Source organism: Dyella thailandensis (genome assembly GCF_050749815.1).
In the GTDB taxonomy this organism is placed as follows: domain Bacteria; phylum Pseudomonadota; class Gammaproteobacteria; order Xanthomonadales; family Rhodanobacteraceae; genus Dyella_A.
In genome coordinates this window covers 388,119-412,951 of record NZ_CP192735.1, presented here as the reverse complement: position 1 = coordinate 412,951, position 24,833 = coordinate 388,119, and the positions used below count along the sequence as shown (strand labels likewise).

Genomic DNA, 24,833 nt, shown 5'->3' with positions numbered 1-24,833 from the left:
GCGATGCGCTCAAGCCTGCGCCGGCACCGCGGCGCCCGTCGCAGGCAGGCAGCCCAAGCCGTCGAGCGTGCGGCGCAACGCCTGTTCCAGCGGCGTGTAGCAGTCGTCGCCGAGAAACCCGACCAGCTTGCGGTCGTCCAGGGCGATCGGCGTGCGCCACAGGTAGCGCATCCTGCGCAGCTCACGCAGGGTCACCACGAACGGCGCCGCCAGCGTCACCAGCCACCAGGGAAAGCGCCCCAGCCGCACGTTCGCGTCGCCCGTGGCGCGGCGCACGGCGTCGCCCAGTTCACGGCCATCGACGAAGTAACCGCCGAAGTGGAACACCTCGAAGTCCGCGAGCTCCGCATCGCGCTCGAGCAGACGCGCCGCCGTCTGCGCCACGTCCGGCAGGTAAGCCCAGGCGTGGCGATGCTCCGGCGCGCCGGGATAACGCAACGCGCGCACCGGCTTGCCCGGCTGCACCAGCCCCTGCGCGAACCAGCTGTTGCCGGCGTGCGGCCCGAAGAAATCGCCGCAGCGCAGGATCAGCACCCGCGCGCCCTGCCCAACCGCCGCGGCCAGCCGCTGCTCCATCGCCACACGGATGGCGCCCTTGGCGGTGTGCGGACGCTGCGGCGAGGTCTCGCTGAGGCGCGGGAAGGCGTCAGGGCCGAAGTTGTAGATCGTCCCCGGCAGCAGGATGCGCGCGCCTACTGCACAGGCAGCGGCGATGGTGTTGTCCACCATCGGCAGCACCAGCCGCTGCCAGTCGCGGTAACCGGGCGGGTTCACCGCGTGCACGATCAACTGCACGCCCTCGGCGGCCGCGCGCACGTCCTCGGCGTTCATCGCGTCGCCGAGGCACCAGTCCACGTATGGGTCGTCATGCTTCGACGAGCGCACCAACGCGCGGATGGCCCAGCCGTGACGCCGTAGCGCCTCGATCATCGCCTGGCCGATGCCACCGTTGGCGCCCACTATCAGGGCCGTGCGTGTCGTATTCATGTCCCGCTCCCGCGTTGAAGGTGGTACCAGCTTGCGCGCGGCACGGATCAATGAAAATTGCGCAATAGCGTACTTCTGCCATACAAATATGCATGGCCATCGACGACCCCAGCTGGGATCTGCACCGCTCCTTTCTCGCCGTGATGCGCGAAGGCAGCCTGTCCGCCGCCGCCCGCGCGCTGGGCATGACCCAGCCCAGCCTGGGCCGGCACATCCGCGCGCTGGAGCAGCGTCTGGGCGTGGCGCTGTTCACCCGCTCGCCGCAGGGGCTGGCGCCCACCGAGATGGCGCACGAGCTGCTGCCGCACGCACAGGCGATGGCCTCGGCCTCCGCTGCCATGCGCCGCGCTGCCAGCGCCGGCATCGGCGAGCTCCGCGGGGTGGTGCGCGTCAGCGCCAGCGAGGTGATCGGCGGCGAGGTACTGCCCGGCATGCTGGCCGCCTTTCGGGAGCAGCATCCGGGCGTGGTGATCGAACTGGTGCTGTCCAACCAGTCCGCCGACCTGCTGCGCAAGGACGTGGACCTCGCCGTGCGCATGGTGCAGCCCACCCAGCAGGCGCTGGTGGCGCGCAAGGTCGGCACCATCGTGCTGAACCTCTACGCGCACCGGCGTTACCTCAAGACGCACGGCACGCCGCAGCGACCGGATCAGCTGGCCGAGCACGCGCTGATCGGTTTCGACCACGAGCCGCCCTACGTGCGCACCCTGCGCCCGGCCGATTCGCCCTTCACCCGCGAGCATTTCGCCCTGCGCACCGACAGCGATCTGGCCGGCCTGGCGGCCCTGCGCGCGGGCTTCGGCATCGGCTTCTGCCAGGTGCCGCTGGCGGCGCGCGATCGCCAGCTGGTGCCGGTACTGGCCGAAGTGATCGCCCCGGTGCTGCCCACCTGGCTGGTGATGCACGAAGACCTGCGTCGCAGCGCGCGCCACCGCGCGCTGTTCGATTTTCTGGCCGAGGCGATGGCGCGCTACGCCGCAGGCGAGAGCCCCGGCCAGCGCGTGCGCTGACGCGCCTCAGGCCTCGAAGCGGGCCGTCAGCGTGGCCGGCTGCGTGTGGGAGCGTTGGCACACGTTGAAACCCCGCGTGAGCACTTCGCGACCGTCGGCATAGACCAGGCGCAGGTCGTAGCGGCAGCGCGTCACGCCCTGCAGGGCCACGCCAAGCTCGCGCCCCGGATGCAATGGGCGATCGGCCAGCGACAATTGCCCGCGCTGCGCGGTGCCCACCGGTGTGGCTTCCACCGCCACGATCGGCGAGTCCGTCGCGTTGACTACGCGCAGGTACTGGGTAGCGGCCACCGGCGCGGCGAAAGGCAGGGCAAACAGCAGGGCGACGACGGTCTTGCGCATGGGGATTCTCCAGAAACGGCGCGCACGGCTCCGCCATGCCACGCGCGGTGGCACGGAATGCGCTTGGGGGGGGGGGTGGGGGTAAAACCGCGCCGGCGGCGGAGCGTGCGCCGGCGCGTTGTGCCGCAGGCCGCAGAACGCGGCCGCGGGCGATCAGCCGATCTTGCGGGCGACCGCGAAGTACACCAGGTTGCCCAGGCCGGTCGCGCCAGCGAGCACGGCGATCATGCCTGGGGTGAGTTCGTGCCAGTCGGACTGCTGGATGATCGCGAAGCCCGCGGCCAGCGCCACCAGGATGATGCCCCAGCGCAGCGAGGCGTGACGGCGGCGCACTTCCTCACCCTGCAGGATCGAACGGATCAGCTCTTCCGAGCCGCCGGCGCCGACCATTTTCTGGCGGAAACGCGCATCGACCACCGACTTGATCGCGTAGGTAATGCACAGGAACAGGACAATGGGAATCAGGTTGCCGTCGATCATGGGGTGCTCCTTGGGTTGGGTGACGGGGCCATAGATACGGGCGCCGCGGCGGCGGTTGCATCCGGACTCGCGGCCTGCCCCAGCTCGCCTGGATGGACTCCGGCGCGGGTCCTGGCCCCTCGCCAGATGGCACCCGGTATACGGACGTCATTCCCGCGAAAGCGGGAATCCATGTTGCCCCTCCATAGGATCAAAGTGGATTCCCGCTTTCGCGGGAATGACGACCAAAAAGCGGCGGCGTCGCAAGCTCTTAGGCGAGGCGCACGCCGAAGCGTCCAAGGACAACAGCCTCGCCCCGCAAAAAGCCCCTCCCCAAAGTCACCCCACCCCGATGCAACCGTCCGGCACATGCGCGTATCTGTGTCCCGATGGAAGCTCGCCCCCGATGACCGACGACCGCGCCCTCGTGGATGCCGTACTGGCCAATGCGCCAGGCGCGTTCGCGCGCCTCGTGCGCGAGTACCAGGGCCTGTGCTGGCACATCATCCAGCGCATGGTGCGCCACCCGGAAGACACCCGTGAGCTGTGCCAGGACACGTTCTTGAAGGTGCACCAGAACCTGCACCAGTACCGCTACGAGAGCGCGCTGAAATCGTGGATCGGCCGCGTGGCCTACACCGTCGCGCTGCGCCACCTGGAGCGCAAGCGCATTGCGCTGGTCGATCCGCACGTGGGCGACGACGAGGATTTTTCGCTGCTGGACACCATCGGCGACGGCTTCGACCTGGAAGCGAGCTGCGCCGACGAGGAGATGAGCGCGTACCTGCACGCGGCCATCGACACCCTGCCCCCGCTGCCACGCACCGTGCTCACGCTCTACCATCTGGACGAGCTGAGCATTCCCGAGATCGCGCAAGTCACCGGCCTGGCCGCCGGCACCATCAAGAGCCACCTGTTCCGCACGCGCCTGAAACTGCGCGAGACGCTGGAAACCCGGTTGGGAGTCACACCATGAGCAAGCATCGCGATATCGATTTCTTCCGCCACCCCGCCGCCGAGCGCGAGTGGCAGGCACAGGAACGCGCCATGCACGCCGCCCGCACCGGCGAGCCCGCGGCCGACGACGCACGCACCCGCGCCTACCGCCAGATCGACGCCGCCGTGCGCGCCGACGACGCCATCGCCCTGCCCGCCGACTTCGCCGAACAACTCGCCGCGAAAGCCGGCCGCGTGCCCACCGCCGCCACCGCGCCGGAAACCGGCCTGGAGAAACAGCTCACCCGCCTGCTGCTGGCCGCACTCGTTATCGCCGGCCTCGTCGTCGCCGTGCTCGAGGGCGGCAGCTGGTTCCACGCCGATCCGGCCGCGCGGTCGGTCGCCGGCAATCCGTGGGTGCTGGCGTTGCTGGCCTGTCTGGGTGCGTCGCAGGGCGCGGAGTGGTTGCGGCGGAAGCTGAGCTGATCGCGCGCACCAGTGTTGCGCGCTCCTGGCGACACTGACGAAGTTCGCTTCCCCTCGGGGAAGCCTGGGGAGGAGCGGTTGCTCGTGGATTGGGTTGGGCGCTCGACAACGTCCGGGCGACGTTGCGAGCCCAACGCGGAACGCTCAACATGGTCGGCATATGCCACCACAAGGAGCTTGGGCAGATGGGCAGCCGCTATCGCTGCTGAACAAGCGCGCCAGCGGACGCGGAATCGCCGGACTTAAGGCCACGCAAGGAGGAATGACAACATGGAAGCCCAACAGATCCAGACCCTGACCGCCACCTTCGAGGGACATGCCCAGCAAACCGACGGCGGAGTGGAGTACTGGCTGGCCCGCGACCTGCAGCACCTACTGGGTTACACGGAGTGGCGGAACTTCCAGCAGGTCTTGAACAAGGGCAAGACAGCCTGCGAAGTCTCCGGACATGCCATCAAGGATCATTTTGTTGACGTCAACAAAATGATCGAGCTCGGCAAGGGTGGTCAGCGCGAGATCGACGATGTCCTACTCACGCGCTATGCCTGCTACCTCATCGCCCAGAACGGCGACCCGCGAAAGCCGGAAATCGCCTTCGCCCAGACCTACTTTGCGATGCAGACACGCAGGGCGGAGCTGATCGAGCAGCGCCTGCTGGAGGCGGAGCGGGTGCAGGCCCGACGCAAGCTCTCGGGTACCGAGAAGGAGCTCTCCAACGTCATCTACGAGCAGACCGGCCGCAACGAGAATTTCGGTCTGATCCGCAGCAAGGGCGACCAAGCGTTGTTCGGCAAGAGCACCCAGGCCATGAAGGCGCAGTGGCAGGTGCCCGACAACCGTCCTTTGGCCAACTTCGCCCCCACTATCGTGCTTAAGGCCAAGGACTTCGCTACCGAGATCACCATCCATAACGCGCGCGCCCATGACATGCGCGACGAGCCGGCGATCTCGAGCGAGCACGTCACCAACAACGAGGCTGTGCGGCACACCCTGGTCAGCCGTGGCATTCGCCCTGAAGCGCTGCCGCCAGCCGAGGATGTGAAAAAGGTGGAGCGGCGGCTGGCCGCGGCGGACAAGAAGACTCTGAAAAACCCGGACAAGCTCCCCGATGACGAATGAGCTCAGTCCTTTGAAGGGGACCGCGTCGGCAAGGGTGGTCAAAGCGAGTTCCTGGAAAGGCTTGCTGTGACAGTTGCCTTGTAAGTGCACTGACTCCCGCTCTTCAATCCGACCCGAACTCTCGCCCGGCGCCCGGCCATCATCCATGACGGCGACGCGGCCACTGAACCACTCCAGCCCATCCCGGCCTTCGCCGGTGCGCGCCGGTGAACGCCTCGCCCCCAACCGACGGACACCTCCGGCGCGTCGCTCAGCTCATCGCGGCCCGAGCCGCTTCCGTCAGCCACTGCATGGCACCGCGATACGGGCCGGGGCCGTGGCTGATGCGGGCCACGCCGAGCTCGGCCAGGCGCGCGCGGCTGGGTACGCCGGGCATCACCATCACGTTGACCGGCAGCGGCGAGGCTTCGGCGAGGCGCGCGATCAGCGGCTCGGCGATCACGCCGGGCACGAACAGGCCGCTGGCTCCGGCGTCTGCATAGATGCGGGCGCGCCGCAGGGCCTCTTCCACCATGTCCATGTCGTGCGCTTCGGTTCCCTTCTGGAAGAACACGTCGGTGCGCGCGTTGATGAACAACGCTACGCCGGCCTTGTCTGCGGCCTGGCGCGCGGCGGCCAGACGCGCGGCATGGTCGGCTGCGTCGCGCAGGCTGCCGTCGGCGGGGAAGCTGTCTTCCAGGTTGCAGCCGATGGCGCCCGCTTCGAGCGCGGCGGTTACGGTGGCGGCAACGTGTGCCGGCGTCTCGCCGTAGCCGCTTTCCAGGTCGATGGTCACCGGCTGGCTGACTGCGGCGACGATGCGGCGCAGGTTATCCAGCGCGAAGGAGAACGGCATCTGCTCGCCGTCCGCAAAACCGTTGGCCGCGGCCACCGACCAACTGCCGGTGGCGACCGCGCCGGCACCGGCCTCGGCGACGGCACGCGCGCTGCCTGCATCCCAGGCGTTGAACAGCACCAGCGGCTGGCCGCGCACGTGCAGGGAGTGGAACAGCCGGGCCTTCTCGTTCTGTGTGGTCACATCGAACTCCAATAGGTATTTGGGCGGACTCATTCGAAACGGACGGCGGCACGATGCCGCCGTCGCGTAGCCACATCGGCTCAGGCTTGTTGCGCGGCCTGGGCGGAGGCGTAGGCCTCTTTCAGCTTCACCGCGCATTCGTCACAACACACCTCGACGACCGCCCCGCCGATGCGCACCTGGATGGCGGTGTCGTCCAGTTCGTAGTCGCAGGCAGCACAGGTTCGCTTGCTCATGTCGTTCTCCTTCAAAGCGGGAAGAGAAACCTTCGAGGGCTGCCCCGCGCGGGCGAGGGAGCCGGGAAGGCGTCGACCCCGGGTGGGGTGACGTCAGTAGACTCGGCGCCACTTTTCGCAGCTATCGAAAACTTTAGCGATCAGCGACGCAGCGCGATCTGCCGGAACTCGCTGGGCGTGCGCCCGTACATCTTCTGGAACGCCGCGGTGAAATGGCTGTGGCTGGAAAAGCCCAGCTCCATGCCCAGCGCGGCCAGATCCTCGTAGTCGCGCAGCAGATCCAGCGCGCGCGCCAGGCGCAACCGCAGCTGATAGCGGTACAGCGGCACGCCCTCCACCTGGTGGAAACTCTGGGTGAGGTAGACCGCCGACACGCCCACTTCCGCCGCCACCTCGGCCAGCGTCCAGCGCCGCGCCAGGTCGCGCACCAGCACCAGCTTGGCGCGATCCACCAACCGCTGGCGCGCCTGGCTGGCGCCGGCCACGTGCGTGGTGCGCGGCGCCAGCGCGCGGTGTGCGAGCGTCAACGCCAGGCTCTCGGCTTCCATCGGCTCGGCCACGCCCTCGCGCAACGAATGGCGCAGCAAGGCCACCAGCACCTGCGCGCGCGGGTCGATGCGCAAGCGCGTCTGGCGAAAGCGCAGCGGCTCGCCTGGCGCCAGCAACTCCGGCGGGGCGATCTCGCGCAGCAGCACCTCGTCCAGCGCCATCGACAGGCTGGCGTCGCCGCCCGGGTTCGGGTGGCTGATCTGGTAATCCTCACCCGCGTTGAAGAACAGCACCTGGCTGGCGTCGGCCACTGCGTCGTCCGCATCCACGTGGCGCACGTAGGTGCCGCGGTAGGGAAACACCAAGTGCGTGCGGCTGGCGCGCTCAATCTCGCTCTTGTGCCGGCAGCTGCCCGCGCAGACCACGTCGCGCAGCTCCACCATCGGCGTGCTGAGCAGCGTGTGGACCTGGAAATCGGGATGCGCCGTGGACATGCGGCGATTATGGCTAACGCGGCGCGGCCCGCGAGCGTGGCTCGCGGGCGACGCCGCCAAAACACGGTGCAGCACGCACATTCTCTGTGGCCGCGCTACAAGGTCGATGCTGCGCCCCGCTCGATCTGACGGACTTTGTCCAGACCCGAAGCACCCTGCCCTCGCCACGGGCAGGGTGCGTGAGCGCACGCGGCGAAGCGCCGCGCGCCCACTGCCCGAGCCTTACTCGCCGTGGCAACGCTCGTCGACGTGGTCGTGACCGAAGCCATGACCCCAACCGTGCGCGCGGGCGAAGCGCTGCGGCTGGTAGCCCGGCAGGTCGGCATCGTCGAAGCCGAACACGAAGAAGCGGTTGGGGTTGTCTGCGCCCTGCGGGTAGACCTCGTCGGTCACCGTGGGGAGAAAGTCGTTGTCGTTGGCGACAAACAGCGTGTGCATGCGGTGGCCGTCGCGCATCACGTTGGGGCCGAACGCCACGCCCTCGATCTTGGCCGGGATCGCCTCCGGTGCCACGCCGTGCGCCCCCAGCACCGCCACCAGGTCGAGGAAGTCCTGCTTGCTCACTGCCGCCGCAGCCAGTGCATCCGCCCCGCTGATCTCACTCACTTCCTGCGCGTGGCTGAGGTCGATGCGCATCAGGTGCTTGAAGCTGGCGCTGCTGCCGTCGCCGAAGCCTTTGCCGTCGCGCTCGTCCACCAGAAATTCGTGGTCGTTGATCGCCACGATCTCGCTCACGGTGGTGTACTTGGGCTTGCTTGCGCTGCCCAGGTTGGTCAGCGGGTAGGCGTACTGACGCGTGCGCCCGGTGGCCAGGTCCAGCTGCACGATGCGCGTTGTGGCGGCGTTCTTGCCACCGTCCTGCAGCAGCGGGCTCTGCATGATGCCGGTGAGCGTGCGGCCGTCCGGCGAGATCGCCAGGCCTTCCATGCCCTTGTTAGCCAGGCGGCCGCTGGTGTTGCCATCGATCTCCGCATCGCCAGTGGGCGCGGTGTGCGCCACGCCCAGCATCGCGGGCAAGCGGTAGGCCATGGTGCGCACGCCGCTGCGGCGATCGAAGCGGTAGATGTACGGGCCGTACTCGTCCGACACGTACACCGACTCGCCATCGCCGCTCACCCGGATGCCTTCCGGATCCAGCCGCGCATTGAACGGCGAGCCGGACGGCAGGCCCGGCGCGGCGTTGTCCGAGCGGCCGGTGAAGTAGTTGCGGAACGGCCGGTTGAGCGCAGGCCGCCCGTTGGGCAGGTTCACCGCGGTGCCGTCGCCGTAGTACAGCGGAAACAGGTCGGCCAGCAGCGTGGTATCGCGCAGCCGCGGCGACAGCGTGAACGGCAGCGCCGCGCCCGGCGCGCTGGGCTCCAGCGTCATGCGCAGCGTCTGGAAGCGGTCGATGTAAGAAGTGGTGTCGTCCGCCAGCGCGTCGTAGGCCACCGCGTTCGGGCCGCGATCGGGCAGCGCGAGAAAGGTGTTGCAGCCGGCATACGCCAGGCCCGAACCCAGCCCACCGAGCACGTTGCCCGGCACGTTGTTCTCCAGCGGCCCGGACGTGCGATACGCCAGGTCACCGCCATGACCATCGAGCTGGCCCGTAGCAATCAGATCCACCCCGGCAAACGCCGGAGCAGCCATCGCCAACCCAAGGGCTGCAAACAGGGCAACACGCGTGCATCGGATCATCGTGCGTCTCCGCTGGAGGGAAAGGTCCAGCGAGGGTGCATCGGGCGTGTGGCAGTGGGATGACCTTGGGGCTACGGGGTGGGAGCAGGCAATAGGCTGATGACCCGGCGAAACAGGCAAGCCCTCAAAAGTGCACTCTTACCCCTGCTTCTATCGGCCTTTCGTGAAAAGAGTTGTTAGCCACCCGGCTAGTGCGCACAGAGATACCTCGGCGCACACATCTTCAAACGATATGTTCGTTGGTAAACTGACTCGAATCCCGAGTACGGCATTGTCTGACCGACCAACGCTGCGCGTACGCGCTCATCTAAATCGGGTTGAAAATGGCAGGAAGCTAGATCAACCTTAATGATATCCCCGCCTGGCAGTAAAATAATTGCGAATTCGCACTCCGAGCCTTTGGGGAAATTCAAGCCACCTAGAACTCTTTCGACTCTTTGCGTTATGGCAATGCCATATTCCCGTTCCAAGCTTTTCATTCTTTTTGTGTAGGCCAAATCTTGGGGCCACACCCACGAGGTATCCGGCGTTAGCTGTGCCGAGACCACACCCACGCTCGTTCTACTAATCTGCGGCTGAGAAGCACAACCGGCGAGAAGCAGCGCAGTAAAAACCGAAAATCTATTATTCTTCATCCATATTCCTAACGCTTGAGTTAAGCGGCGCGCGGCTTTTCGCGCGTCCGCTTGGGCGAACTGTTATGTTGCCGTCTACTTCAGTGCGCCTGCCACGTCCTCTGCTGCCCGCTTCACTGCGGCCATGACCGCTTGATGGGCGCTGTTTGCGATTAACAAACCGCTGGGGCGATGAAACGAAGCCAAAAGTTTTCCGGTGTTGACGTCTATGACACGGACAGTTGAGAAACCGTTGAGCGTTGCACCCGAGTTATAGCTAGTGACTTTTCCCATGATTAGAACTTGAGCGCCGACCGCCTTTGCTTTGGCTATGGCGAGATCAGTGGGAGCAAGGTTGCCACCTGCAACAATGTCGGTTGACTCAGTGCGAAGAGCCGAGGCTTGCACAACCGAAGCTGAGATATGCGGTTCTAGCTCGGCTATGAACATGTCTGTGCTTTCCTCAACAAATTCAGGATTGCCTTCGAAGCGAGGCACGTAAATCTTGTTGACGGTGAGCGCTTGGATTGCTGAGCTGTTGACGTTAACGACAGAAGGATTCGCGCAGCCCGCCAACCCGGCAAGTAGAAGAAGGACCAACATTAAGCCAGTGCGCATAACGCCCCCCTTGTGTGTAGACGTAACGCTGGAGTTAAGCGGCGCCGGTATGGCGTCCGCTTGGACGAGTGGTTAGGTGGCTACCAACGCCACCCGTAACGCTTTTTTCTACGACGGTAGAGCCACTTTGTGTCTGCCGAGCGATACGGAAAGCCGGCGCCGCGGTAGCGTCCGGCTACACCGTAGATGCCGACCCACACGAAGAGACCCGCCAGTACCAACCCGATGGGAACTTGGACCGCAGTGTCAACCATTGACGCAGCACCCCGTAAAAAGGCGACGAGATTGACTACGGCGCCCCCCGCCAACGCGAGCGCAAAAATGAAGCAGGCTGCGCGCCTCATGATTAGCCATGCGGTAGCGACAAGCCGCTCTCTCCTGCTGACGGGTGACTCCATGTCTTTCATAAACCTAACGCTGGAGTTAAGCGGCGCGCGGCACGCGCGTCCGCTTGGACGAGTGGTTAGGCAGGCCGGGCTGCATCATGTGCCCGACTTTACCCAGCGGATGGACCAAGGAACTACAACAGCCGCCACCAGAGCCGGCACAAGCAGCATTGCTAGATACACAAGAATTTCCCAAGGCCTTTGGCCAAAGGCTCTGAACAACTCGGAGAATTTCACACCGCCCCTGTCGAGGGCATTCGTGAAGTGAATGGTGACGAAAGATGCCAAGACGCCCAAGAGAAAGAGAGCGCGAGATAGCTTGGTTTGAAGTATCACCACGACCCCTCCGTGAGCTTGCCTTTAACGCCTAACGCTTAGTAGACACCGCATCCGGGGTGTTGCGCCGAGTATGCACGGCGTCTGGCGAGGTGAACAAGCTGCAAATTTCCAGGTCGCGACCGCACTGGCGCTTCTTCAGCCGCACAATGGAGGTGTTATACGGCAGATGTGATGGCGTATGAGTTACGCAGGCGGAAGCGAGGGCGTAACAGGGGCAAGGCGCTGCTGCCAAATCCGGTGCGTACGTAGATACTGCTGGCTATCAGAGTCAGCTTCAGTGAGCTCTCGCGAGTTGGTCGAAGCGGCCCTGTCCGCGTGATTATCGGTCAGTTGCGCGCCGCCTTGACTCCCCTCCCACCCAGTAGCAGACTCGATCCCAAGGAGCCTAGAAACTCCTCTACAAGCGGTCCCCACCTCCGTCAAACCGGTGGGTTTTTTGTGCCTGTGCATTTGCGGGTACAGACCGACGTGATGCTTGCGTCGGGAGGGCGGCTAATACAACACCCGCAAGGGGAATACGCCCGCCGGCTTGTAGCGGTTTCTAGCCTCCCGACTTCCCGTCGCCGTCCCGGCGTGCGGGTACTTCATGGAACGAGGAGGCAAGCATGTCGACCATCGATTCGGAAGATCGGAATGTCACCGGCTATTTCCTGCCGGAGGACACCCAGCTACGGCTGAAGCAACTGCGCGAGTACGTGGGATTCCTCACCAACCTGGCCCGACCTCGACGGCCGGACGAAGACAGCGAGTGCTACAACGAGATTCGCCCGGGCGAGGTGGCGATCTGCTTTGAGTTGATCGAAGAGCAGATCGCGCTGGTGCTGGACGAACTCTCCTGGCCTGGGGAACGTGGTGAGCAAGCGAGGGAGGAAGCGCCCGAAGCCGAGACGGCTGCGGACTTCGACGAGACGGAGACGCCCGCCGAGGCCAGGGACACCGCCGAACCTGCGGCGGCCAAGCGCTACAGCTACGGCCTCACCCTGGAGCAGATCGACGAAATGCAGCTGCTGCTCAGCAGCCTGCGCGCGCTCGCCAACGTGGTCACCTGCGCCGACCACGCCGAGTACAACAAGGCGACGCTTTCCACCATGGGCGATGCCATCTATCGCGACGTGGAAAAGCTTCGGGGCATCCTCGATGCCGTTGACGACACGCAGCGGTTGAACCCGCGGACAACCCCGCGACCCGGCGTGGCGGAGGAGCACGCCGCCTACCTCGCGCTGCCCGAGCGCTTGCCGTCGAGCAGTACGTGGTACGCCGCGCAGCCGCAACCGATGTACCACTAGCGGGCGTCATGGCGGCTCCCGCCCGCCGACGCGTGACGCCGGGGCACCGACATGGGTGCCCCGGCAGTTTGTGGAGTGCGTTTTGAACAGGCGTGCGCATCCGCGCTGGTGATGACTCCAGTCCTCGGCCCGTGCAACACGGGCTGCCCCTCGCCCCGCTGACCAAGCCCCATGAAATGTGTTATCCGTGATACTTTAAGGCCATTAATGTATCGCGGATAATACACATGCGCCCCGTAACCGCCGAGTTTACGACCCCTGAAGCCCGCCGCGCGGCACGCCATCTCGCGAAGCTGGTGCGCGAGGCGCGCCTGGCGCGGCGCATGCCCCAAGCCGAATTGGGCGCGCGCGCGCGCACCAGCCGGTCGACCATCGACCGGATCGAGCGAGGCGGAGTGGAAACCGCGCTCGGCACGTGGCTTGCCGTCATGGAGCAAGTGGGCCTGCTGGGCCAGGTGCTGGCGATGACCGACCCGATCTCGCCAGCGATCGCCGACGAGCACCGCGCGCGTCGCGCGCGCCGGAACACGCCGAAGGACCTGGATTTCTGATGGCCACGCGCTATGTCTTTCTCCACCCTCCGGGGCAGCTCGAAGCCGTCCCCGCAGGCAAGCTCGAGCTGGTCATGCGCGACGGGAACCTCCTCACCTCTCGCTTCCAGTACGGCCGCCGCTATCTGGAACGCATCGAGGCGCTCGATGTGGACCCCGTGTCGCTACCGCTGCGGCAGGAAACCGACGTGCCGCGCGAGCCGGTCAACGGCCTCGCGCTTTTTGGCGCGATCCGCGATGCGGCCCCCGATGCCTGGGGCCGACGGGTGATCGAGAACCGGCTGAGGCGAACGGGTCCGTTGCCGGAGGTGGATTATCTCGATCACGCCGGTGCCGATCGCGCGGGCGCACTGGACATCCGCACGGCACCTGACAGCCCGCCACGCCAAGCTGTATTGCCGGCAACCGTGGAGCTGCCCTACCTGCTGGAGGCGGTAGAGCGGATCGAGGCCGGGGACCCGGTTCCAGCCCAGCTGGCGCATTTCTTTGACGGTGGCCCGACGATGGGCGGCATGCGCCCCAAGGCAGTGGTGCTCGATGCGGGGCGGCAGTTCGTCGCGAAGTTCCCCTCCACATCGGACCGCCGGTTCAATGTGCCGGCGGTGGAACAGGCCACGCTCGTGCTCGCGCGCATGTGCGGCCTCGACGTGCCGGCCACGCGGTTGGTTTCTTTGGACGGAAACCGATCGGCGATGCTTATCGAGCGCTTTGATCGCGTGCCGGTGGAGGGTGGGTTTGCCAGGCTGCATATGGTCTCGGCGCTCACCATGCTCGGCGTGCCCGAGATGGCCTCACCGGACCAGAGTTACGCGACCATCGCCGACGTGATCAGCACGCGTGGCGCGGGTGCCTATGTCGAGCGCGATCGGGTCGAATTGTTCAAGCGGATGGTGTTCAACATTCTCGTGACCAACAACGACGACCATCTGCGTAACCATGCCTTCCTGTACGACAGCGATGCGCGCGGCTGGCGGCTAAGCCCGCTCTATGACGTTGTCCCCTCCCCTGTCGTCGGCACGGAGCGCTTTCTCAACCTGGGCGTAGGCCCTCACGGGCGCGCCGCGCGACTGGACAACGCACTGGCCGGCGCCGGCCGCTTCGGGATCCATCGCCGTGCAGCGGCAGGCATCATCGAGGCGCTCGTCGACCGAGTGCGGACCTGGCGAAACACTTTCGATGCCTGCGGCGTGTCCGAAGCGGACAGCGATGCCGTGGCCGGAGCGTTCCGCCGCGCGCGCGACATCGGGTTTGCCGAGGTGGAGCGCGCAAGTGGGGCTCCAACGGGGCGGGAGTGAGAAAAGCTATCGGGACCAGCTCAGAGCGGACTTTTGTGCAGCGACTTTCGGCCAAAAGCCAAGTTGACCCAATCCTGAGCAAACACCTCCAGACTCTTCCGCGCCGGCACGGTGAGCCCAAACACCCGCACCCACCCATCAGCCGCCACGATAAACGCTTGCCGCGCCTGATTCGTCGCCTGCCGCGCTGCTGCCTGCTGCTGACGCAAGCGCACTAGATGCGGCGACGGTTGCCCTGGCCGCACGAACTTCTGATCGCGACGCAGCGCATCGGCCACCTGGGTGGTGCTCACCGCCGCGCGATGCACGGCCTCGCTCGCTTTCAGCAACGCGTGCAGCGCCTCGCGCTTTGGCGGCGTGTCGACGAACTCCGCCGGCAGGCCCGCAAAGTCGCCGGCGCCGAGGCGGGCCAGCACAGCGGCATGGGGGAATGGTGCGGGAGTCTCCGGCATCACGCGGCACGCGGCCGGATGTGCTTCAGTTCGGCGGCCAGCTCGCGGCAGGCACATTCGAGTTCGTAGTCTTTCTGCAGGTTCATCCAGCTCTGGGCATCCGTACCGAAGTACGCGGCCAGCCGCAGGGCGGTGTCGGCGGTGACGCCGCGCCGTTCGTTGGCGATCTCGTTCACGCGGGCGGCGGTGACGCCAATGGCGGTCGCCAGCGCATTGGCCGAAAGGCCGAACGGCTTCATGAACTCCTCGCGCAGGATTTCACCGGGGTGTACCGGCGGAAGCAGGGTCTTGCGGGCCATGTGGTCACCTCGTTTCAATGGTAATCCGTGATTTCCACGCCGAACGCGTCTCGAGAATGGAAGCACGGCGAGCCATGCCCGGCGTGCCTCCATCCTCACGGACGAATCCCGGATCAGAAGCCCGGCGGGCGCTCGACTGCCACGTTGACCTTCGCCTCCAGTGCGCGGCCCACACGGCCCAGCGTACCCTCCTCGAACAACCGGCCGATCAGCGTGACGCCGTACGGCACGCGCTGCGGCTTGGCCAGCATGGGGCGCGGGTGCTTCGGATCGGGCGCCCAGTCGCTTCGCACCTGGTTCACTTCCACGAAACCGGTGCGCAGGGTGAGCGAGGGCTGGCCGGTCATGTTGGAGATCACCATCATCTCGTCGCGCATGGACGGCACCAGCAGCAGGTCGACCTCGCCCATCACGCGCGCCATCTCCTTGGCCACCTTGCGGCGCAGGCGGTCGGCCTGCACGAAATCCACCGCCGAGAGGAAGCGCGATTCGCGGAACAGGTTGGGCCAGGAATCCGCCGTCTGCTCGCTGAGCAGGTCGGCACGGCCGGAGAGCGTGAGCTCCTCGAACGCGGCGCCGGCCTCGGCGAACAGCAGCAGGTTGAGGTCGTCGTAGGGCCAGTCGGGCAGCGACACTTCGGTGGGCACCAGGCCGAGCGAACGCAGCTGGTCGAGCGCGGCGCGGTCCAGGTCGGTGGCTGGGGCTTCCTTCATCCAGCCGGGGAAGTAGCCGACCTTGAGGCCCTTGATCGACGCGCCGGCGTCGTAGTCCAGATGCGCGGCGACGCTGGCGCTGTCGCCGGGGTCAGTGCCGCGGATGGTGTTGAGCACCAGCAGGGTGTCTTCCACGGTGCGGGCGATGGGGCCGAGCTTGTCCATGGTCCAGCACAGCGTCATGGCGCCGGTGCGCGGCACGCGGCCGTAGGTGGGACGCAGGCCGGTGGTGCCGCAGCGCATGCACGGGCTGATGATGCTGCCCTGGGTTTCGCTGCCGATGGCAAACGCCACCAGGCCGGCCGCCGTGGCCGAGGCCGGGCCGGCACTGGAGCCGGAGGAGCCTTCCTGCGGCAGCCACGGGTTCATGGTCTGCCCGCCGAACCAGATGTCGTTGAGCGCCAGCGCGCCCAGGCTGAGCTTGGCCACCAGCACGGCGCCGGCTTCGTTGAGCTTGCGGGTGACGGCGCCGTCGTCCTTGGGCACGCGATCCTTGAACGGCTCGGCGCCCCAGGTGGTGGCGATGCCGGCGGTGTCGAGCAGATCCTTCGCGCCCCACGGCATGCCGTGCAGCGGGCCGCGGTAGTGGCCGGCGGCAATCTCCTTGTCGGCCTGCGCGGCCTGCTTCAGCGCGTGCTCCTCGCACAGCGTGATGACGCAGCGCAACTGCGGGTCGAAGCGCTTGAGGCGATCGAGGTAGATCTTGGTGAGCCGGGTGGAAGTGAGCTTGCGCGTGCGAATCCACTCGCCGAGCTGGGCGACGGACGCGAAGGCGATGTCCTCGTCCTTCGCCGGCAGCGGCGTGGCGGCGACCTTGGACGGCACGAAGCGATCGTGTGCGGGGCCCACGTGTGTGTGCCCCATCGCCGGGAACCAGGTGGTGGCCGGTGCCAGCCCCTCTTCCAGTGCCACCTTGCGCGGACCGGTGCGGCGCTCCAGCAGGCCGGCCATGGAGGTGGGCCAGTTGGCCACGGCCATGGCGCGCTGCGCCTCGGTCATGGTCACCTGCTGCAGCTTCTCCGCCTCGGCGAAGGTGGCGGTGGTGAGCTTGGGGCCCACCGGCGGCGCGGTGTTGAACGCGCCGGGCGAGCCGGGCGGCGGCGGCGTGGTTTCGCCGGTCTGCGCCAGCGCGCCACCGGCCACCACGGCACCCAGCAGGCCAAGCGGCGCCTGGGTAAGGAAATCGCGACGAGTCTTCATGGTTCTCCCCGATGCGCCCCGAGCGGGGGCGCGTTGCTGTCGATGCTGGTGCCGGCACGCGCAGCGCGTGGACGGCGTCCGGACGGGCCGGAACGGCTGCTCACTGTGGATGAGCGCCACGGTGCGCACAACTCGACTTAGGTGAGGTGGTTGGCCGCGGTGGCGGCAGGTTCTTGCGGAAGTCGCCGCGGCCTGGAGCGCGCCCTGCGGCGTGTCCGCATGCGATCCCGGGCGGATACGCTGGCCGTGAGCCGCGGCACACTGTCCCGGCACGTTGTCGAATTGTGTCTCTGCGCTTCGTCGTCAGTGCATTCCCACCGCAAAGGAGCTCCCATGAAATACCTCGGCCTGGCCTACTTCACCCCCGAGAAATTCGCCGCCCTGTCGCCCGATGCCGTGAAAGCCATCGTGAGCCAGTGCCCGGCCATGGACGAAAAGATGCGCGCCACCGGCAAGGTGCGGGTCTCCGCCTCGCTCGGCGACCTGGAACACTGGCGCACGCTGCGCCCGCGCGGCGGCAAGACGCAGATCACCGACGGGCCTTACATCGAGTCTAAGGAAGTGGTGGGCGGCCTGTTCATCATCGAGGCCGACAGCCACGACGAGGCCCTGCGCATCGCCGCCATGCATCCGGCTGCGCAGATCGGGGAAGAAGGCGAGTGGGCGGTGGAGTTGATTCCGATCGAGTTTTATCTGGAGCCGTGAGGGGGGGATGCCAGCACTCAAGTGCACCTTGGCTCTCTTCTCCACGGACGGGCACCGTATCGGCTTGGCTGATCATCGCACTGGTATCAGCGCCTGCTTGGCTGAAAGAGCCGCCCATGACAGCGATCGACCCGCGGCTCACAACTCAGAAACGGGTTCCGGTCGCACCTATCCCAGCTCGATAGGTGTAAGCGAACGGATCGAGGGAGACCGGCGCGGACGGTCGGTTCAGTCAGCGCGTGCAGGAATGGTCAGGTTGGTGCCTTGGAAGGTGGCACCGGCACCACCGGAAATGCGTTTGCCAGCCGGCCACACCACGCGGAATACGCGTTGTCCCCCAACGGCTTTGTCGACGCTAGCAAGTCGCCGAGCTCGGCGTTGGCGGGATAAATCGCGGCCACGAGCGGCAACAACCTTGCCGAGTAGCGTCCGGCGCGAACTAGTTCCCCTATGCGCTGTACGGCGGGCCGCTCAAACTCATCAATGATGGGCGAGTTCATGCGGCGGCCCTTGGCGAGCGCGGTAAAATACATGAACTGGGACGCCTCATTGTCAGGGACGGTCACGGCCAAGGTCTGCAGCCAGCCGTAGATGTTGCGCTCACCGTAGAGAGAGTCCCGTGCATTGGCGGAACCCGCCAAGGTCAGCGCCAGATACTGTCCCAAGGCACTGAGATACTCGTTCGCATGAATGGCCGGGAGCGCATACATCGGGACCCGGGGTTCGATAGACGACGACGCGCAACTCCCTATCGCTGCCAAGACCTCCCCCGAAATGCCCGTCAGGGCTTCTCCAATTCCTTGCTCTATGAAGCTCCGCTCCACACGCTTGAGCGTCGAAAGGTCACTGAGCCGTCTCAGTCGGCAGATGATCCTGAAACCGTCGTCGATGCGGGTAACTTCGCCTTCGACGGCCCAGTCGAAATCCTGCGCCAGGAATTCGAGCTCCTCATCCCAAGCCGCACGTCCAAACAGAACCAAGTTATGACCATCGGCGACGGGCAAGTTCAGGGTGACATCCAGGTCACTGCAATAGACCAGTTGCTCCAAGAGAAACAGGGGCAGTCCTCGCGACAGACGGCCTAGCTCGTCTTCTCGGCCACTCCGGGCAAAGCCTCCCGGGGACTCGTCGATCGCTGCCAGAGGAAGAAGCACGATGCGAGGGCGATCCTGGCCCCGGAGTGGTGCGGCCCACTCCATGTCCTGCATGCCGAGCAACCAGGGTGGCAGCTTCATCTGCATGATGGAGATTTCAGGCTCGTGGCTCAGAGCCTTCGGTGCCTGCGCGGTCATATCGTCGAAGGTCTTGGAGTAGTACTGCAGGTGTTGGGTAAAGGCAGGCTGCCTCAGGGCAAACAATCGTTCCAGCAAATCGCGCCCGGTCGACGCATCGCCCAACTCCACATAGGCCTGCAGCAAGTTGTAACCAACCCGAACGTCGTCGCGGCGCTCGTCATAGAGCGGGGCCACGCGCTGGACCAGGTCATTGAGCAAGCCCTTTTTGCCGAGCTCTCCGCTCACTGCCAGCATCACGTCTGCGCCGTGGGGCGCTCGGTTGAGCGCTTGGTCAAACCAGGCGAGTCCATCTTCCCGCGCACCCGCCTCGATGGCTCGCTGGCCTAGCAGGAGTTGTGGCCGCCACGCGTCGGGACGTTCTGCCATGGTGCGCAAATAGGCTTGAGCCACATCCGCCCCAGCGGCCTCGGTCAGCTCAGCCACCCGCCAGCCCAGCCCATTGTCTTGATTGGGGTCAAGTTCGAGAGAGCGGTCCAAGGTGGACATAGCCAGAGCTTGGTGCCCCTCTGCGCTGATGACCTTGGCCTGGTTGGTCAACAGAACTCCCGTCTCGCCGATCTTGGCTATGGCCTGACGAAGTGTTGCCCCAGCATCTTGGATGCGTCCGAGTTTTAGCTGAACGATTGCCCGAGTAACGAATCCCCGCTCAACCAGCGGATCAATGTCCATCAGCCTAGCGCTGGCTCGCTCGACATCGAGAGCCAAGTCATCTCTGAGGGCAGAGATGACAAGGGAATAAAGGCCTTCGGGGTCGTCCCACTTGGCATCGAGATTAGGTTTCAGTATGTCGCGCCGCCACTGCTCCAGAGGTATTTGGAACGAGCGTCCGTAGGCGTCGACAACGGAGACTAACCGCTGCTCTGTCGCCAACTTGGACACTGATGGGGGCGTGGATCGCGCAGGTGGCGTGATCGGCGGGTTCTTGCGCTTTTTGAAAAATCCAAACATCCCTATCGCCCTACATCTATGTCCTAAACCGATGCGCCACAGCCTGCCCATGAGCGGCCAGTACTGCAAGAGCAGCCCAACCTTTGGCGTTATCGCAAACCAGCGAAAGCGCCGCGACATTTCGAATACGGTCCGTTCAATCTGTCAGCTCATGGCCAGACCAGCCGCTTCCCCTTGCTCACGCAATCCGAAGGCTGTCGGAGCATCGCCATCACCACATCACCAAAGGCGAATGAGCACCGATGCTTATCGACGCTGCATCTCAAACATCCAGCAGCCGCTCAACTTCGGCATCCTTCTCCGCCCACAGCGCGTTGACCCATGCCTGGAAGCGCTCGCGGAAAGCCGCATCGTTCTCGTAGTCGCCGCGCAGGGTGGAGTCGATGAGGCGCTGGCGCACGTGCACGCGGATGTCGCGCACGCGGCCGGCGATGAGATCCATCATGGAGCCGGCGCCCTGGGCGTAGACGATGGTGACGTCGACGATGGCGTGCAGGCCTTCGCCCATCGCATCCAGCACGAACGCGACGCCGCCGGCCTTGGGCCGCAGCAGGTGGGTGTAGGGCGAGCCCTGGGCGTCGTGCTTGGCGCGGGTGAAGCGCGTGCCCTCGACAAAGTTCATCACCGACACAGGCATGTGGCGGAATTTCTCGCACGCCTTGCGGGTGGTCTCGCGGTCCTTGCCGGCCAGCTCGGGATGCTTGGCCAATTGCTCGCGCGAATGGCGCTTCATGAAGGGGAAATCCAGCGCCCACCACGCCGGTCCCAGCAGCGGCACCCAGATCAGCTGGCTCTTGAGGAAGAAGCGCAGGAACGGGATGCGGCGGTTGAACACCTTCTGCAGCACCGGGATGTCGACCCAGCTCTGGTGGTTGCACAGCACGAGGTAGTTGCCGTCGCGCTTGAGGCCTTCGAGCCCTTCGATGCGCCACTGCGTGCGGGTGAACACGTCGAACAGCGCGCTGTTGACGGCGATCCAGCTCTCGGCGATGGCCACCAGCGCGCGCGACAGCGCCACGCGCGCACCGTGTACCGGCAGCAGCAGCTTGACGAAGGTGAGCGCGAACAGCGGCAGCACGTGCACGATCGTGTTGAGGATCAGCAGCGCGATGGCGAGCGGGATGCGCAGGAAGGCGGGGAGCGAGGCGAGCATGGGGTGACCGTCGTGTGTGGGTGACAGCGTAGCGCGGCGGTGGGTTTGGTGGTTTGACTGGGGTCAGGGGGCGAACTCGTTGCCTCCGGCTCGATGGAGCGGGACCGGCGCGGATGCCCTAAGGCCTCGCCCCCTTCATCCTGGTGAAGCGTTCTCCAACAGCGGGGGCCGGTCGAGCGGAGCTCCCCATGTGATTCCGGAGCAAAGGGGCCAAATGGACTCCCGCTTTCGCGGGAATGACGACGGGAGAGATTACGCAGCACGAAGTGCGCGGACCTTCACATCAACAGCTTGCGCACCTTCACCAGCGCCTCGACGAAGGCATCCACTTCCTCGCGCGTGTTGTAGAACGCCAGCGAGGCGCGCAGCGTGGCGGGCACGCCATAGAACTGCATCAGCGGGTGCGCGCAGTGGTGGCCGGAGCGCACGGCGACGCCCTGCAAATCCAGCAAGGTGGCCAGGTCGGTCGCCTGGGCGCCTTCGATCAGGAACGAGATCACCGGCTCCTTCTCGGCGGCCTCGCCGAAGATGCGCAGGCCAGGCACTTCACGCAGGCGCTCGGTGGCGTAGGCCAGCAGCATCTGCTCGTGGGCGTGGATCGCCTCGAAGCCGAGCGATTGGTAGTAGTCGATGGCCGCGCCCAGGCCCACGAAGCCGGCGATGTTCGGCGTGCCGGCTTCGAACTTGTGCGGCGGTTCGGCGAAGGTGGTGCCGTCGAAGCGCACCTCGCGGATCATCTCGCCGCCGCCGAAGAACGGCGGCATGTCGGTGAGGTGTTCCTTCTTCGCCCACAGCGCGCCGGTGCCGGTGGGCGCGAGCATCTTGTGGCCAGTAAAGGCGTAGAAATCGCAGCCCAGCGCCTGCACGTCCACCGGGCGGTGCGGCACCGCCTGCGAGCCGTCGACCAGCAGCGCAATACCGCGCTTGCGGCATTCGCGGGCGATCTCGCGGATCGGGTTGACCGTGCCGAGCACGTTGGAGACGTGGGTGACGCAGGCGAGCTTCACATCCAGCGTGAGCATCTCGACGAAGCGCTCGACGATCAGCTCGCCGCGCGCGTCGATCGGCGCGGCCTTCACCGTGGCGCCGGCACGCTGGGCGACCAGCTGCCACGGCACGATGTTGGCGTGGTGCTCCATCACCGTGGTGAGGATCGCGTCGCCGGGCTTGAGCCGCGGAAGCGCGTAGCTGTAGGCGACCAGGTTGGTGGCCTGGGTGGTGCCAGAGGTGAGCACCAGCTCGTTGCGCGAGGTGGCGTTGATGAACTTCGCCAACTTGTCGCGCGCGCCTTCGTAGGCGGTGGTGGCTTCTTCGCCGAGCAGATGCACAGCGCGCGAGACGTTGGCGTTGTGCAGTCGGTAATGCTGGTCCACCGCCTCGATCACGCTCGCCGGTTTCTGGCTGGTGTTGGCGTTGTCGAAATACACCAGCGGCTTGCCGTGCACCGAGCGCGACAGCAGCGGAAAGTCGGCGCGGATGCGCTGGATGTCGAGAGCGGCCGCGCTGGTTTGCATGTTCATCTCAAAAATCCTGTCATGGCGGCCCCGTAGGAGCGCACCCTGTGCGCGACCCACGCGGGTGTTCCGAGCGACGAGCGGTCGCGCACAGGGTGCGCTCCTACGCGTCCTTTCGCATTACGCGGGCAGCCTCGCTACCAGCAGGCTGGCGAGGTGCTCGCGCAGCACTTCGTTCGGCAGATCGTCCAGCACGGCGCGGCAAAACGCGGCGGTGAGCATGGCGCGCGCCTGCGGCTGGGGGATGCCGCGCGAGCGGAGGTAAAACAGCGCGCGCGGATCCAGCTGGCCGACGGTGGCGCCGTGAGCGGCCTTCACCTCGTCGGCGTGGATCTCCAGCTCGGGCTTGGTATCGATCTCGGCGCTGGCGGACAGCAGCAGGTTCTTGTTGCTCAGCGCCGCGTCGCTGCCGTCCGCGCCGGGCGCGACGTAGATGGCGCCGCGGAACACGCCGCGCGCGCGATCGTCGGCGACGCCGCGCCAGAGCGAATCCGATGCGGTGTTCCTGGCGGTATGGCGCACCAGCATCTGCGTGTCCGCATGCTGGCGACCGTGCAGCACGAACGCGCCGCGCGTTTCGAGTCTGGCGCCATCGCCGGCCAGCTCCGCCTGCAACTCATGGCGGCTCAGGCCAGCGCCGAGCTCCAGCGCGTGCAGCGTGGTGTGGGCACCAGCCCGCAACTGCACGACAGTGCGCCGCACTAGGGCGCTGCCTTCAGCGGCGGCTTGCACGGTGACGTGCTGCAGGCGGGCGCGCTCGCCGACCACCACGTCGGCCACCGACGTGCCCAGATGCGCATGCGCGCCGCAGGTGGCGTGATGCTCGATGAGCGAGAGCGAAGCGCCCTCGCCCAGCTCGATCACGTGGCGCAGGTGCCACGCCACATCGCCTTCGGCCGCCGCGCCCACAAAGCACAGCTGCACCGGCTCGGCGATCTGCGCACCCGCCGCCACGCGCAGCACCACGCCCTCGCTGGCGAACGCCGCGTTGAGCTGGGCGAACGCATCGGCCGGCTCGCGGTAATGGCGCGCCAGGGCGAAGCGCAGCGGCTCCGATTCGGTGGTCAGCGCCTGCGACAGCGGCTGCAGGCTCAACCCCTCGGGCAAGGCGTCGAGCGACGATAGATCCAGCCGCAGCGCACCGTTGACGAACACCAGTCGCGCGCCATCGACACCCGGCAGCTGCAACGTGGCCGGATCGACCACGCGCGTGGCGATGTGCGCATCACCGAGCACAAAGCTGCGCTGGCCCAGCGCGCGCAGCGCCGTGTACTTGAACGCTTCCACCCGCGTGTCGGGCAGACCGGCGCCGAGAAAGCTGTCGAGATTTTCGCGCCGCGCCGCATCCAGCCAGCCGATGCCGCTGTGCGGCAGCTCGGCGTCACGCTGCGAGGCAACGAAGGGCGTGGCGGCCGCAGCCTGGCTCATGCCGAGGCTCCCGCCGGCTCGCCATGCTCGCGCAGCCAGGCGTAGCCCTGCGCTTCGAGCTTGAGCGCCAGCGTCTTGTCGCCGCTCTCCACGATGCGACCGTCGGCCAGCACGTGCACGAAATCCGGCTCGATGTAGTCGAGCAGGCGCTGGTAGTGGGTGATCATCAGCATCGCGCGCTCGGGCGAGCGCTGCGCGTTGACGCCGTGGGCGACCTGCTTGAGTGCGTCGATGTCCAGGCCGGAGTCGGTCTCGTCGAGGATGGCGAGCTTGGGTTCCAGCACCGCCATCTGGAAAATCTCGTTGCGCTTCTTCTCGCCGCCGGAGAAGCCCTCGTTGACGGCGCGGTGCAGCAGCTCATCGGAGATCTGCATGTCCTTGAGCTTCTCGCGCACCCGCTTGAGGAAGGCCATGGAATCGAGCTCTTTCTCGCCGCGCGCCTTGCGCTGCGCATTGAGCGCGGTGCGCAGGAAGTAGGTGTTGTTCACGCCGGGGATTTCCACCGGGTACTGAAAGGCCAGGAACACGCCGGCAGCCGCGCGCGCCTCCGGCTCCATCGCCAGCAGATCGACGCCGTTGAACGTGACCGAGCCGGCGGTGACCTCGTAGCCCTCGCGACCGGAGAGCACGTTACCGAGCGTGGACTTGCCGGCGCCGTTGGGGCCCATGATGGCGTGCACCTCACCCGGCTTCACGGTGAGGCTGAGGCCCTTGAGGATGTCCTTGCCTTCGACGCGGGCGTGGAGGTTTTCGATGATGAGCATGGCTAGGGTTTTCGCAGTAG

Annotated in this window: 24 protein-coding genes; 8 read left to right on the top strand and 16 right to left on the bottom strand. The window is 66.1% G+C overall.

Features of this window, described 5'->3' with window-relative positions; genetic code table 11:
- Positions 1 to 9: 9 nt before the first annotated feature.
- Entirely contained in the window at positions 10 to 987 is a 978-nt protein-coding gene (locus tag ACQVBX_RS01820) for an NAD-dependent epimerase/dehydratase family protein (RefSeq protein WP_431636197.1), read from the bottom strand.
- 92 nt (positions 988 to 1,079) lie between these two features.
- On the opposite strand from ACQVBX_RS01820, the gene ACQVBX_RS01815 reads away from it, so the two are divergent.
- Positions 1,080 to 1,997, top strand: coding sequence for a LysR family transcriptional regulator (locus ACQVBX_RS01815; protein WP_431636196.1), 918 nt, complete (start codon positions 1,080 to 1,082; stop codon positions 1,995 to 1,997).
- 6 nt (positions 1,998 to 2,003) lie between these two features.
- On the opposite strand, the gene ACQVBX_RS01810 is transcribed toward ACQVBX_RS01815, so the two are convergent.
- Positions 2,004 to 2,339 (bottom strand): hypothetical protein, encoded by a 336-nt coding sequence (locus tag ACQVBX_RS01810; RefSeq protein WP_431636195.1) that lies wholly within the window; start codon positions 2,337 to 2,339, stop codon positions 2,004 to 2,006.
- Between the two features lie 153 nt (positions 2,340 to 2,492).
- Positions 2,493 to 2,819, bottom strand: a complete 327-nt coding sequence (locus ACQVBX_RS01805) for a hypothetical protein (protein WP_431636194.1) — start codon at positions 2,817 to 2,819, stop codon at positions 2,493 to 2,495.
- 385 nt (positions 2,820 to 3,204) lie between these two features.
- Here ACQVBX_RS01805 and ACQVBX_RS01800 point away from each other — a divergent pair, with 385 nt between their 5' ends.
- From ACQVBX_RS01800 to dinD, 3 genes are all read left to right on the top strand, one after another.
- A complete protein-coding gene (locus ACQVBX_RS01800) occupies positions 3,205 to 3,774 on the top strand; it encodes an RNA polymerase sigma factor (RefSeq protein WP_431636193.1) in 570 nt (189 codons plus the stop codon).
- A complete protein-coding gene (locus ACQVBX_RS01795) occupies positions 3,771 to 4,220 on the top strand; it encodes a hypothetical protein (RefSeq protein WP_431636192.1) in 450 nt (149 codons plus the stop codon). The genes ACQVBX_RS01800 and ACQVBX_RS01795 overlap by 4 nt, the downstream gene beginning before the upstream one ends.
- A 270-nt stretch (positions 4,221 to 4,490) precedes the next feature.
- Positions 4,491 to 5,339 (top strand): DNA damage-inducible protein D, encoded by an 849-nt coding sequence (gene dinD / locus ACQVBX_RS01790; protein ID WP_431636191.1) that lies wholly within the window; start codon positions 4,491 to 4,493, stop codon positions 5,337 to 5,339.
- 250 nt (positions 5,340 to 5,589) lie between these two features.
- Here the strand turns inward: dinD and ACQVBX_RS01785 are convergent, their stop codons facing one another.
- The 5 genes from ACQVBX_RS01785 to ACQVBX_RS01765 form a co-directional block, all read right to left on the bottom strand.
- A complete protein-coding gene (locus ACQVBX_RS01785; RefSeq protein WP_431636190.1) occupies positions 5,590 to 6,357 on the bottom strand; it encodes an isocitrate lyase/PEP mutase family protein in 768 nt (255 codons plus the stop codon).
- Between the two features lie 80 nt (positions 6,358 to 6,437).
- Positions 6,438 to 6,593: a hypothetical protein gene (locus ACQVBX_RS01780; protein WP_431636189.1), complete on the bottom strand. Its 156-nt coding sequence runs from the start codon at positions 6,591 to 6,593 to the stop codon at positions 6,438 to 6,440.
- A 140-nt stretch (positions 6,594 to 6,733) separates the two neighbouring features.
- The gene (locus ACQVBX_RS01775; RefSeq protein WP_431636188.1) at positions 6,734 to 7,576 is read right to left on the bottom strand and encodes a helix-turn-helix domain-containing protein; all 843 of its coding nucleotides are present in this window, start codon (positions 7,574 to 7,576) and stop codon (positions 6,734 to 6,736) included.
- 222 nt (positions 7,577 to 7,798) lie between these two features.
- A complete protein-coding gene (locus ACQVBX_RS01770) occupies positions 7,799 to 9,253 on the bottom strand; it encodes an esterase-like activity of phytase family protein (RefSeq protein ID WP_431636187.1) in 1,455 nt (484 codons plus the stop codon).
- A 710-nt stretch (positions 9,254 to 9,963) separates the two neighbouring features.
- Positions 9,964 to 10,485, bottom strand: coding sequence for a hypothetical protein (locus tag ACQVBX_RS01765; protein ID WP_431636186.1), 522 nt, complete (start codon positions 10,483 to 10,485; stop codon positions 9,964 to 9,966).
- 1,330 nt (positions 10,486 to 11,815) lie between these two features.
- Between ACQVBX_RS01765 and ACQVBX_RS01760 the strand changes: the two genes are divergently transcribed.
- The 3 genes from ACQVBX_RS01760 to ACQVBX_RS01750 all read left to right on the top strand — a co-directional run bounded on the left by ACQVBX_RS01760 (position 11,816) and on the right by ACQVBX_RS01750 (position 14,342).
- Positions 11,816 to 12,496 carry an XAC0095 family protein gene (locus tag ACQVBX_RS01760; RefSeq protein ID WP_431636185.1) on the top strand — a complete coding sequence of 227 codons (681 nt, stop codon included), beginning with the start codon at positions 11,816 to 11,818 and terminating at the stop codon, positions 12,494 to 12,496.
- 227 nt (positions 12,497 to 12,723) lie between these two features.
- Positions 12,724 to 13,047, top strand: coding sequence for a helix-turn-helix domain-containing protein (locus ACQVBX_RS01755; RefSeq protein WP_431636184.1), 324 nt, complete (start codon positions 12,724 to 12,726; stop codon positions 13,045 to 13,047).
- A complete protein-coding gene (locus ACQVBX_RS01750) occupies positions 13,047 to 14,342 on the top strand; it encodes a type II toxin-antitoxin system HipA family toxin (protein ID WP_431636183.1) in 1,296 nt (431 codons plus the stop codon). The genes ACQVBX_RS01755 and ACQVBX_RS01750 overlap by 1 nt, the downstream gene beginning before the upstream one ends.
- A 20-nt stretch (positions 14,343 to 14,362) precedes the next feature.
- On the opposite strand, the gene ACQVBX_RS01745 is transcribed toward ACQVBX_RS01750, so the two are convergent.
- The 3 genes from ACQVBX_RS01745 to ACQVBX_RS01735 all read right to left on the bottom strand — a co-directional run bounded on the left by ACQVBX_RS01745 (position 14,363) and on the right by ACQVBX_RS01735 (position 17,006).
- Positions 14,363 to 14,794, bottom strand: coding sequence for a hypothetical protein (locus ACQVBX_RS01745; protein ID WP_431636182.1), 432 nt, complete (start codon positions 14,792 to 14,794; stop codon positions 14,363 to 14,365).
- Positions 14,794 to 15,093, bottom strand: a complete 300-nt coding sequence (locus ACQVBX_RS01740) for a HigA family addiction module antitoxin (protein WP_431636181.1) — start codon at positions 15,091 to 15,093, stop codon at positions 14,794 to 14,796. The genes ACQVBX_RS01745 and ACQVBX_RS01740 overlap by 1 nt, the downstream gene beginning before the upstream one ends.
- A gap of 113 nt (positions 15,094 to 15,206) precedes the next feature.
- Positions 15,207 to 17,006, bottom strand: coding sequence for an amidase (locus tag ACQVBX_RS01735; RefSeq protein ID WP_431636180.1), 1,800 nt, complete (start codon positions 17,004 to 17,006; stop codon positions 15,207 to 15,209).
- A gap of 333 nt (positions 17,007 to 17,339) precedes the next feature.
- Between ACQVBX_RS01735 and ACQVBX_RS01730 the strand changes: the two genes are divergently transcribed.
- Positions 17,340 to 17,711 carry a YciI family protein gene (locus ACQVBX_RS01730; protein ID WP_431636179.1) on the top strand — a complete coding sequence of 124 codons (372 nt, stop codon included), beginning with the start codon at positions 17,340 to 17,342 and terminating at the stop codon, positions 17,709 to 17,711.
- 251 nt (positions 17,712 to 17,962) lie between these two features.
- On the opposite strand, the gene ACQVBX_RS01725 is transcribed toward ACQVBX_RS01730, so the two are convergent.
- From ACQVBX_RS01725 to sufC, 5 genes are all read right to left on the bottom strand, one after another.
- Complete coding sequence (locus tag ACQVBX_RS01725; RefSeq protein ID WP_431636178.1) at positions 17,963 to 19,954, bottom strand: tetratricopeptide repeat protein; 1,992 nt, start codon at positions 19,952 to 19,954, stop codon at positions 17,963 to 17,965.
- A gap of 262 nt (positions 19,955 to 20,216) precedes the next feature.
- Positions 20,217 to 21,107, bottom strand: coding sequence for an acyltransferase (locus ACQVBX_RS01720; RefSeq protein ID WP_431636177.1), 891 nt, complete (start codon positions 21,105 to 21,107; stop codon positions 20,217 to 20,219).
- 278 nt (positions 21,108 to 21,385) lie between these two features.
- On the bottom strand, positions 21,386 to 22,627 hold the full coding sequence (locus ACQVBX_RS01715) for a cysteine desulfurase (RefSeq protein ID WP_431636176.1): 1,242 nt from the start codon (positions 22,625 to 22,627) through the stop codon (positions 21,386 to 21,388).
- A 114-nt stretch (positions 22,628 to 22,741) separates the two neighbouring features.
- Entirely contained in the window at positions 22,742 to 24,049 is a 1,308-nt protein-coding gene (sufD, locus tag ACQVBX_RS01710) for a Fe-S cluster assembly protein SufD (RefSeq protein WP_431636175.1), read from the bottom strand.
- The gene (gene sufC, locus ACQVBX_RS01705) at positions 24,046 to 24,813 is read right to left on the bottom strand and encodes a Fe-S cluster assembly ATPase SufC (RefSeq protein WP_431636174.1); all 768 of its coding nucleotides are present in this window, start codon (positions 24,811 to 24,813) and stop codon (positions 24,046 to 24,048) included. Before sufC ends, sufD begins: the two co-directional genes overlap by 4 nt.
- Between the last annotated feature and the right edge of the window lie 20 nt (positions 24,814 to 24,833).